General features: G+C 71.3%; 8 protein-coding genes and 1 pseudogene. 4 read left to right on the top strand and 5 right to left on the bottom strand.

Annotation, left to right across the window (positions count from 1 at the left end; translation table 11 throughout):
* The first annotated feature begins 220 nt into the window (after nt 1–220).
* The 3 genes from ACWGO0_RS19470 to ACWGO0_RS19460 all read left to right on the top strand — a co-directional run bounded on the left by ACWGO0_RS19470 (nt 221) and on the right by ACWGO0_RS19460 (nt 4,008).
* Nucleotides 221–2,449, top strand: coding sequence for an acetate--CoA ligase family protein (locus ACWGO0_RS19470; protein WP_453536060.1), 2,229 nt, complete (start codon nt 221–223; stop codon nt 2,447–2,449).
* A 31-nt stretch (nt 2,450–2,480) separates the two neighbouring features.
* Entirely contained in the window at nt 2,481–3,311 is an 831-nt protein-coding gene (locus ACWGO0_RS19465) for an enoyl-CoA hydratase/isomerase family protein (protein ID WP_453536057.1), read from the top strand.
* An 85-nt stretch (nt 3,312–3,396) separates the two neighbouring features.
* A complete protein-coding gene (locus ACWGO0_RS19460; RefSeq protein WP_453536054.1) occupies nt 3,397–4,008 on the top strand; it encodes a flavin reductase family protein in 612 nt (203 codons plus the stop codon).
* Here the strand turns inward: ACWGO0_RS19460 and ACWGO0_RS19455 are convergent.
* From ACWGO0_RS19455 to ACWGO0_RS19445, 3 genes and pseudogenes are all read right to left on the bottom strand, one after another.
* The gene (locus ACWGO0_RS19455) at nt 3,998–5,323 is read right to left on the bottom strand and encodes an MFS transporter (RefSeq protein ID WP_453536051.1); all 1,326 of its coding nucleotides are present in this window, start codon (nt 5,321–5,323) and stop codon (nt 3,998–4,000) included. The genes ACWGO0_RS19460 and ACWGO0_RS19455 overlap by 11 nt on opposite strands.
* A 60-nt stretch (nt 5,324–5,383) precedes the next feature.
* Complete coding sequence (locus ACWGO0_RS19450; protein WP_453536048.1) at nt 5,384–5,803, bottom strand: ribosomal maturation YjgA family protein; 420 nt, start codon at nt 5,801–5,803, stop codon at nt 5,384–5,386.
* Nucleotides 5,800–6,093, bottom strand: a pseudogene (locus tag ACWGO0_RS19445) (MFS transporter); the annotation flags it as partial. The pseudogene ACWGO0_RS19445 and the gene ACWGO0_RS19450, both read right to left, overlap by 4 nt.
* 331 nt (nt 6,094–6,424) lie before the next feature.
* On the opposite strand from ACWGO0_RS19445, the gene ACWGO0_RS19440 reads away from it, so the two are divergent.
* Nucleotides 6,425–7,420: a GlxA family transcriptional regulator gene (locus ACWGO0_RS19440; protein ID WP_453536045.1), complete on the top strand. Its 996-nt coding sequence runs from the start codon at nt 6,425–6,427 to the stop codon at nt 7,418–7,420.
* 15 nt (nt 7,421–7,435) lie between these two features.
* Here the strand turns inward: ACWGO0_RS19440 and ACWGO0_RS19435 are convergent, their stop codons facing one another.
* Nucleotides 7,436–8,485, bottom strand: coding sequence for a Zn-dependent alcohol dehydrogenase (locus ACWGO0_RS19435; protein ID WP_453536042.1), 1,050 nt, complete (start codon nt 8,483–8,485; stop codon nt 7,436–7,438).
* Nucleotides 8,486–8,566: 81 nt separating this feature from the next.
* Complete coding sequence (locus tag ACWGO0_RS19430; RefSeq protein ID WP_328905203.1) at nt 8,567–9,481, bottom strand: SDR family oxidoreductase; 915 nt, start codon at nt 9,479–9,481, stop codon at nt 8,567–8,569.
* Between the last annotated feature and the right edge of the window lie 75 nt (nt 9,482–9,556).

Genomic DNA, 9,556 nt, shown 5'->3' with positions numbered 1-9,556 from the left:
GGGGGCGGGGGGCCGCCGGGGGCGGCCCCCGGGGCCCCCCCGCGACAGTCAGCCGTCCCGGACTTCGGCAACAGCCCTCAGCCTTTGCCTGCACACCCATTCCTGACGGGCCGTCAGTTCAGTAACCTGACAAGGCGTCAGGTATGAACGTGGGGCTCGGGCGACTCCGAAGGTCTCCCTGGTCCCAGTCGGACACCATCGAGCAGAAGTGGGCGGAACGATGCTTGGATCGACTCACGGCACCCTCACCACACACTTCCGCGCCAGGGTGGATGCCTGCGGCGAGGAGCCGCATGCCGCCGTCCACAGCATGGCGACAGCCACGGTGGAGGGCGGTCTCGACGTCAGCGGACGGCCGCTGCACGCGCCCGTACCCGACCTGGACCGGTTCTTCCGGCCCGAGTCCGTGGCCGTCGTCGGCGCGTCCGACACCGAGGGGCGGCCCAATACCGGGATCACCCGGCAGCTGATCGCCTGGGCCGAGCGGGTCGGGGCGCGGCTGCATCCGGTGCACCCCACGCGGGAGTCCGTCTTCGGGCTGGCCTGCTCTCCTTCCGTCGCCGACCTGCCGGAGCAGGTCGATCTGGCCGTACTGCTGGTCGCCGACCCGCTCCCTCTCATCGAGGAACTGGCCGCTTCCAAGGTGAAGTTCGCCGTCGCCTTCGCCTCCGGTTTCGCGGAGACCGGCGAGGAGGGCATGGCCGCCCAGGCGCGGCTGTCGGCCGCGGTCGAGCGGTCGGGGCTGCGGCTCCTGGGACCGAACACCAATCTCAACGCCTTCGAGTCGTTCCGCGAGGACCTGGACGGGCCCGCCATCGCGCTGATCACCCAGTCCGGGCACCAGGGCCGCCCCGTCCACACCCTTCAGGAGCTGGGCATACGGCTCTCCCACTGGGCGCCCACCGGCAACGAGGCGGATCTGGAGACCGCCGACTTCATCTCGTACTTCGCCGGGCGCCCCGAGGTCGGGGCCATCGCCTGCTACGTCGAGGGACTGAAGGACGGCCGCTCCTTTCTGCTCGCCGCCGACCGGGCGGCGCGGGCCGGTGTACCGGTCGTGGCGGTCAAGGTGGGGCGTACGGAAACGGGGGCCAGGACGGCCGCTTCACACACCGGCAAGCTGACCGGCACCGACCAGGTGGTGGACGCGGCGATGCGGCAGTTCGGTGTGATCCGGGTGGACGGGCTCGACGAACTCCAGGACACCGCGGCCCTGCTGGCCCGGGCGAAGCCACCCCGCTCCGACGGCGTCGTCGTGTATTCGATCTCCGGCGGCACGGGGGCGCACTTCTCCGACCTGGCGACCGGCGCCGGACTCACCCTGCCCACCCTCTCCGAGGGGAAACAGCGCGAACTGCACGAGTGGATACCGGACTACCTGAATGTCGCCAACCCGGTCGACAACGGCGGGCACCCCGTCGGCGACTGGCGCGGCCGGAAGATCATCGACGCGATCCTCGCGGATCCGGACGTCGGCGTGCTGATCTGTCCGATCACCGGCCCCTTCCCCCCGATGAGCGACCGGCTCGCCCAGGACCTGGTGGACGCGGCCGAGGCCACGGACAAGCTGATCTGTGTGGTGTGGGGCTCGCCCGTCGGCACGGAGGACGCCTACCGCACCACCCTTCTCGGCTCGTCGCGGGTCGCCACCTTCCGTACGTTCCGCAACTGCATCGGAGCCGTGAAGGCGTATCTGGACCATCACCGCTTCACCGCGTCCTACCGCTCGCCGTTCGACGACGCGCCGCGCACGCCTTCGCCCTCGTTCCGCAAGGCGCAGGCCCTGCTGCGCCCCGGCCAGCAGCTGAGCGAGCACGCGGCGAAACAGCTCCTTCGGGCGTACGGCATTCGCGTACCGCGCGAGCAGCTGGTGACCAGCGCGGCGGCGGCCGTCCGGGCGGCCGGTCTGGTCGGCTACCCGGTCGTCATGAAGGCATCCGGCACCCGGCTCGCACACAAGACGGAACTCGGCCTGGTCAAGGTCGGGCTCACCTCCGCCAGCCAGGTCCGCGACGCCTATCGCGAACTCACCGACATCGCCCGCTTCGAATCCGTCGACCTGGACGGGGTCCTGGTGTGCCAGATGGTCGAGCGGGGCGTGGAGATGATGGTCGGCGTCACCCAGGACGCCCTGTTCGGGCCGACGGTCACGGTCGGGCTCGGCGGCGTGCTCGTGGAGGTCCTGCACGACGCGGCGGTCCGGGTGCCGCCCTTCGGCGAGGACCAGACGCGGGCGATGCTCGGCGAACTGCGCGGCCGTGCCCTCCTGGACGGCGTACGCGGCGGGCCGCCCCTCGATGTCGACGCGCTCGTCGAAGTGATCCTGCGGGTCCAGCGGATGGCCCTGGAACTGGGCGACGACCTCGTGGAGCTGGACATCAACCCCCTTGTGGTCCTCGGCCGCGGCCAGGGCGCGGTGGCCCTGGACGCACTCGCCGTCTGCCGCTGAGCCCACGTCCACTCCCTGAAGGAGCTCCCCCATGCCATCCACCCCCAACAACTCCCACGAGCCCGATCCCCTGGACTCATTGGTACTCCACCGCACTGACAGCGGCGTCTCGTGGATCACCCTCAACCGCCCCGACGCGATGAACGCCGTCACCTGGGACCAGCGCGAACGCGTCATCGCCCTGCTCGCCGAAGCCTCCGCCGACCCGGCGGTACGAGCCGTCGTCCTCACCGCGACAGGCCGCGGCTTCTGCGCGGGCGCGGACCTGCGCTCCGCCCCCTCCACCGGCGGCGACCGTGTCCCGGGCGACGTCGCCCGTACGATCCGCCTCGGCGCACAGCGCCTCATCAGCGCGGTCCTGGACTGCGAGAAACCGGTGATCGCCGCAGTCAACGGCACGGCGGCCGGCCTCGGCGCGCACCTCGCGTTCGCCTGCGATCTGGTGCTGGCCGCCGAATCGGCGAAGTTCATCGAGGTCTTCGTACGCCGGGGCCTCGTCCCGGACGGCGGCGGCGCCTACCTGCTCCCCCGCCTGATCGGCCCCCACCGCGCCAAGGAACTCCTCTTCTTCGGCGACGCACTCCCGGCCACGGAAGCGGAACGCCTGGGCCTGGTCAACCGGGTCCTCCCGGACACCGAACTGGCCTCAACGGCCCGGGAATGGGCCCAACGCCTGGCCGAAGGCCCGACCCGCGCCCTGACCGGCACGAAGCAACTGGTGAACGCCTCCCTGGACAGCGACCGGGCAGCGGCGTTCGCCGCGGAGGCCATGGCCCAGGAGATCAACATGACGACCCACGACGCGAACGAGGGCGTACGCAGCTTCGTGGAACGCCGCCCGCCGAAGTACCTCGGGCGGTAGTGGACATGGACGATTCCACGCGGTCGGCACCCTTCCCATCTGACGTACCGTCAGTTTCAATGGAATGGTGATGGGACACGCAGGCATGGCCGCAACCGCCGTCCGCTACCTCCGCTCCGTCGGCGCCGCCACGGTCGCAGGGCAGGCGGCGTCCGTCGAACCGCTGCCCCGGCCCGATCTCAGAGCCGTCGGCGCCGATGAGCGACCGCCCGTCGATGCGGGGGAGTTCCGTCGGGTGCTGGGGCACTTCGCGAGCGGGGTCACGGTCGTCACCGCGCAGGACCCCGACGATCCGGACGGCCCCGCCGGCTTCGCCTGCCAGTCGTTCGCGTCGCTCTCCCTCGACCCGCCACTGGTCACCTTCATGGTGGCCCGTACGTCGACGACCTGGCCGCGCATCGCCCGCGCCGGGGCCTTCTGCGTCAACATCCTGGGCGCGGACCAGGGCGCCCTGTGCCGGGGGTTCGCGGTGAGCGGGGCCGACAAGTTCGCCGGGGTGGCGTACGGGGCCGCGCCTGCGACGGGGTCACCCCTCATCGACGGCGTACCCGCCTGGGTGGACTGCCGCATCCAGGCCGTCCACACGGGCGGCGACCATCTCATCGTCGTGGGGCGGGTGGAGGCGCTCGGGACGGCCGAGGGGACCGCCGGTCCGCTGCTTTTCCACCAGGGGAAGTTCGGCGGATTCAGGAGCTGACCGGCACCTTGAGCGGCGAGCGGCGCCGGATCACCAGGGCCATCAGCGCGGCCATCGCGCACAGCGCCCCCGCCGCGTACCAGACCACGTTGTACGAGCCGAACGTGTCGCGGGCCACGCCGCCGAGGAAGGCCACCAGCGCCGCTCCGACCTGGTGCGAGGCCAGGACCCAGCCGAAGACGATCGCGCTGTCCTCCCCGTACTGCTCGCGGCACAGCGCCAGCGTCGGCGGGACCGTGGCGACCCAGTCCAGGCCGTAGAAGACGATGAAGAAGATCATCGGCGGTTCCACCGTCGGCCCCATCAGCAGCGGCAGGAACATCAGCGAGATGCCGCGCAGCGCGTAGTACACGGCGAGCAGGCGGCGGGCGTCGAAGCGGTCGGTGAGCCAGCCCGAGAAGATCGTGCCGATGATGTCGAAGATCCCGATGACGGCCAGGAGCGAGGCCGCGGCGGTGATCTGCATCCCGTGGTCGTGCGCCGAGGGCACGAAGTGCGTACGGATCAGGCCGTTGGTCGACGCCCCGCAGATCGCGAACGTGCCCGCGAGCAGCCAGAACGGACCGGTGCGCGCGGCGTCGAAGAGGACCCGCACCGTCCGGGCAGCCGCTCCGCGGGCGGGCTGAGGCTTCTCCACATACGTGCCGCCGTACGGGGCCAGGCCCACATCGGCCGGGTGGTCACGCATCAGGAGCGCGACGAACGGGACGACGACCAAGGAGGCGAGGGCGACGGTCACCGAGGCGGGCCGCCAGCCGTGTTCGTCGATGATCCAGGCGCAGAGCGGGAGGAAGATCAGCTGGCCGGAGGCGCCGGCCGCGGTGAGGATGCCGGTGACCAGGCCGCGCTTGGTCACGAACCAGCGGTTGGTGACCGTGGCGGCGAACGACATCGCCATGGCACCCGTGCCCAGGCCGACCAGCAGCCCCCAATAGATCATCAGCTGCCAGGAGGCCGTCATCCAGACGGAGGCCAACGCCCCGGCGGCGACCGCGCTCAGCGCCACCACGACCACCCGGCGGATGCCGAAGCGGTCCATCAGCGCGGCGGCGAACGGCGCGGTGAGCCCGTACAGCGCCATGTCGATCGAGACCGCAAGACCGATCTCCCCGCGCGACCAGCCGAACTTGTCGTTGAGCGGGTCGATCAGGAGCCCGGGAAGGGAGTTGAACGCCGCGCCGCCGATGATCGTCACGAAGGTGACAGCGGCGACGATCCAGGCGCGGTGGATACGCGGCCGGGAGCGGCGGCCGGGCTTCACCGGGGGGACAGCGAGAGCCATGGGGTCGGTTGTCTGGGTCACGTCACCCAGCATCGGGCCAGGTCGGAGGGTGTACGAGTGGCCGGGCAGACATGGTTCGCAGGGATCGGGCCATCACTGTGCCGGATGCGTACGACCACCCGTACGACCGCCCGTACGACGCCCCGCCACCCACGCGTGCACGCACCCCGCAGCAACCGCCCCCGCCCCGTACCAGAACAGGTCCGGGGCGTTGAAGGTCGAACCGAGCACCAGCCGGGCAACCGTGCTCCTCGCCGCCAACTCGGCCGGCACATCCGTCAGCTGCGCGAACTCCACCGCCCAGCTGAAGGCCAGTGCCGCCCCGGCCGCCACCGGCGGCCTCACCCGGGGCGCGACGAGCACCACGAGTGCGTGGATCAGGACCGTGTACAGCGCGTCCCCGGCGTACTTGGCCACATCCCCGCCCGCCACCGCCCGCACCCCGAGCCCGGCGGCCACGGTCAGCACCGCCGCACCCGCGGCCGGAAGCCTCGAACAGCCCACTCCCCTCATCCGATCCGCTCCAGCCGTCTGATCGGCCGCGCCCCCAACAGCACCGCCACCGCCAGCATGTTGATCACCGCGCCCCCCAGCAGCACCTCCTGCGCCCCCATCGCCTCGGCGGCCGGTCCGGCCAGTGCGCGGCCCGCCGCGAGCATCAGGAGCGAGCCCGCCACGTCGTAGGCGTGCAGGCGGTTCAGCGCCTCCGGCGGTACGTGCGTCTGGACCGTCGTCGACCACATCACCAGCCAGAACGCGAACGCCGCACCCGCCACGAACTGCCCGGCCCCGATCGCGAGCACCGGCCAGCGCGAACCCGACGGACGACGCGGGGCGGCCCGCGCCCAGCAGGCCGGCGGTGAGCGCGACGGGAATCATGCCGTCGCCGAAGAGCGCGACGGTCCGGGCCGCGAAGAAGAGCCGGAAGTTACGGTTCCAGAGCTCGCCCGTCCGAATTCCCCCCTTCATCCCGGCCGAGGGCCCGGTGGAGGGCCCGGTGGAGGGCCCGGCGGAGGGCAGTTCGAGGTCACGTATCGCGTCGGGAATGCAGGCGCTGTCTGTTGGCTTCTCCATCACAGCGGTGACATGTATCAGCTTATGGTCTATACCAGCTAGTAGCGAAGGGAGCCCGCCGTGCCGCACCGGATCGTCGTCCTGGCCCTCGACGGGCTGCTCCCGTTCGAACTCGGCATCCCCCAAAGGATATTCGGCCGCACCCTGCCCGCCGGACCGCACGGCTCCGGTCGAAAACTCTACGATGTCGTGACCTGCTCCGTCGGCGCGCGCCGCATCGTCCGCACCGACGCGGACTTCACGATCACCGTCGAACACGGCCCGGAAGCCCTCGCCCGCGCCGACACGGTGATCGTCCCGGCGTCGTACGAACTCGGCCCCGTCTTCACGGAGGGCAGGCTCACCGAGGAACTGGCCGCCGCGTTCGCGTACATCAGACCCGGCACCCGGATGGTGTCCATCTGCACCGGCGGTTACGTCCTCGCCGCCGCCGGATATCTCGACGGCCGGCCCGCCACCACGCACTGGTCGTCCGCCGACCACTTCCAGAAGCTGTTCCCGCAGGTCGAGGTCGATCCGGACGTCCTGTTCATCGACGACGGGGACGTCCTCACCTCCGCAGGGGTCGCCGCCGGAATCGACCTCTGCCTGCACATCGTGCGCCGCGACCACGGCGCCGCCGTGGCCAACGACATCGCCCGCCGCACCGTCGTCCCTCCGCACCGGGACGGCGGACAGGCGCAGTACATCCAGCGCCCGGTGCCCGAACCGCAGTTCGCGACGACGACGGCCTCGCGCGCCTGGGCGCTCGGCCGGCTGGAGACACCGATCCAGCTGCGCGACATGGCGCAGCAGGAGTCCATGAGCGTCCGGACGTTCACCCGCCGCTTCCGCGAGGAGGTGGGTGTCAGCCCGGGCCAGTGGCTGGCCCTGCAACGGACGGAGCGGGCCCGGCACCTCCTGGAGTCGACGGACCTGTCCATCGACCAAGTGGCCCGGGACGCCGGCTTCGGCACCGCGACCTCGCTGCGCCAGCACCTGCAGGCGGCACTGGGTGTGCCGCCGACGGTGTACCGCAGGACGTTCCGGGCGACGGCCGGCGAACGCCCGGCCTGATCCGGACGAAATGCCCTAGAACACCAGCACCCCGCGCGCCACCCGCCCGTGGTGCGCGTCGTCCGCCGCCTTGGCGAAGTCCTCCACCGGGTACGTCTCCGTCACCAGCTCGTCGAGCAGCAGCCTGCCTTCGCGGTACAGGTCCGCGTAGAGCGCGATGTCGCGCTGCGGGCGCGAGGAGCCGTACCGGCATCCCAGGATCGACTTGTCGAGATACATCGACGAGACCTGGAACGACGCCTCCGCCGTCGCCGCCGGGACCCCCAGCAGGATCGCCTGGCCGTGCCGGTCCAGGAGGTCGATCGCCTGCCGGATCAGTTCCGTACGGCCCACGCACTCGAAGGCGTGGTCGGCGCCGGTCGGCAGGATGTCGCGCACGCCCTCCGTCGAGGTCAGGAAGTGCGTCGCGCCGAACTGCCGCGCCACCGCCTCCTTCGCCGGATTGGTATCGACGGCGACGATCGCCGAAGCGCCCGCGATCCGGGCGCCCTGGATGACATTGAGGCCGATCCCGCCGGTGCCGATCACGAGGACCGTCTCGCCGTGGTCGACCTTCGCCCGGTTGAGTACGGCTCCGACTCCGGTCAGGACCCCGCAGCCGATCAGGGCCGCCGATGTCAGCGGAAGGCTCTCGGGGATCTTCACCGCCTGGACGGCGCGGACCAGCGTGCGTTCCGCGAAGGCCGAGTTGGAGGCGAACTGGAACAGTTGCTTCCCGGCCCGGGAGAACGGCCGGCCCGGCATGCCGATCGCCTTCCGGCACATCGTGGGCCTTCCCCGGTCGCACTGCGCGCACGCCCCGCAGTTCGCCAGGGTCGACAGCGCCACATGATCGCCGGGCGCCACATGGGTGACGCCCGCGCCGACCGCCTCCACCACGCCCGCGCCCTCGTGCCCCAGGACCACCGGCAGCGGGAACGGAATCGTCCCGTCGATCACCGACAGGTCGCTGTGGCACAGCCCCGCCGCGGCGACGGCCACCAGCGCCTCTCCGGGTTCCGGGTCCCGTATCTCCAGATCGTCGACGACCTCGGTACGTGTGCCGTCGAATACGACGCCCCTCATCTGGGCTCCCTCGGTAGGCCGAGCAGCCGCTCGGCGATGATGTTCCGCTGGATGGGTGGCCCGACAGGCCCTGGGCCGGGGTCAGGTGTTCGGGCGGGCTCCCGCGGCAGCCGCCGCCGCCATCTCCTCCAGCCGCACGAGCATCGGCATCGGGTCCACCCCCACCGTCCCCGGCAGGAAGTCCGCGATCCGCTCCGGCGTCCACGCCCCCTCCGCGTACCCCGCGCGCAGCTCCCTCGGCTGGGCCCAGACCGCGATCTTCGGCCCCGCGACGGTGTACACCTGCCCGGTGATCCCCTCCGCGCGGGCCCGTTCGCTCAGCAGGTAGACGACGAGCGCGGCCACGTCCTCCGGCTCGCCGATCTCCTTGAGTTCCATGGGGACGTTGGCGGACATCCGGGTACGCGCGACCGGTGCGACCGCGTTCGCCGTGACCCCGTACTTGTGCAGGCCGAGCGCCGCGCTCCGTACGAGCGAGATGATCCCGCCCTTCGCCGCGCTGTAGTTGGCCTGCGCGACACTCCCCTGGTGGTTGCCGCTGGTGAAGCCGATCAGCGTGCCGCCGCCCTCCTGCTTCCGCATCACCGCGGACGCGGCGCGGAAGACGGTGAACGTGCCCTTGAGGTGCGTGGCGACCACCGGGTCCCACTCCTCCTCGGACATGTTGAACAGCATCCGTTCCCGCAGGATCCCCGCCACGCACACGACCCCGTCGATGCGCCCGTACCGCGCGAGCGCGGTGTCCACGATCCGCTGTCCGCCGGCCATCGTGGAGATGTCGTCGGCGACCGCGACGGCTTCCCCGCCCGCCGCCTCGATCTCCTCGACGACGGATTCGGCGATCTCGGACGTCGGTTCGCCGCCCTCGACGGAGACGCCGTAGTCGTTGACGACGACCCTCGCACCATCGGCGGCGGCCGCGCGCGCGACCGCCCGCCCGATGCCGCGGCCTGCGCCCGTGACGGCGACCACTTTGCCTGCCAAGAAGTTCCCCATGCCCGGCCCCTTCCCGCGGTTTCTGACGGACCGTTAGATTTTACGGGTAGTCCGCTGCCCCGGCACAAGCCCCAG

It is taken from the genome of Streptomyces sp. NPDC055749, from assembly GCF_053617235.1.
This window is presented reverse-complemented; position numbering and strand designations above follow the sequence as displayed.

What these genes read in the sequence shown, in the direction of transcription:
- ACWGO0_RS19455 (WP_453536051.1), bottom strand. Translation starts at nt 5,323, where the DNA reads ATGCTGGGTGACGTGACCCAGACAACCGACCCCATGGCTCTCGCTGTC.
- ACWGO0_RS19470 (WP_453536060.1), top strand. Translation starts at nt 221, where the DNA reads ATGCTTGGATCGACTCACGGCACCCTCACCACACACTTCCGCGCCAGG.
- ACWGO0_RS19435 (WP_453536042.1), bottom strand. Translation starts at nt 8,485, where the DNA reads ATGAGGGGCGTCGTATTCGACGGCACACGTACCGAGGTCGTCGACGAT.
- ACWGO0_RS19430 (WP_328905203.1), bottom strand. Translation starts at nt 9,481, where the DNA reads ATGGGGAACTTCTTGGCAGGCAAAGTGGTCGCCGTCACGGGCGCAGGC.
- ACWGO0_RS19450 (WP_453536048.1), bottom strand. Translation starts at nt 5,803, where the DNA reads ATGAGGGGAGTGGGCTGTTCGAGGCTTCCGGCCGCGGGTGCGGCGGTG.
- ACWGO0_RS19460 (WP_453536054.1), top strand. Translation starts at nt 3,397, where the DNA reads ATGGCCGCAACCGCCGTCCGCTACCTCCGCTCCGTCGGCGCCGCCACG.
- ACWGO0_RS19465 (WP_453536057.1), top strand. Translation starts at nt 2,481, where the DNA reads ATGCCATCCACCCCCAACAACTCCCACGAGCCCGATCCCCTGGACTCA.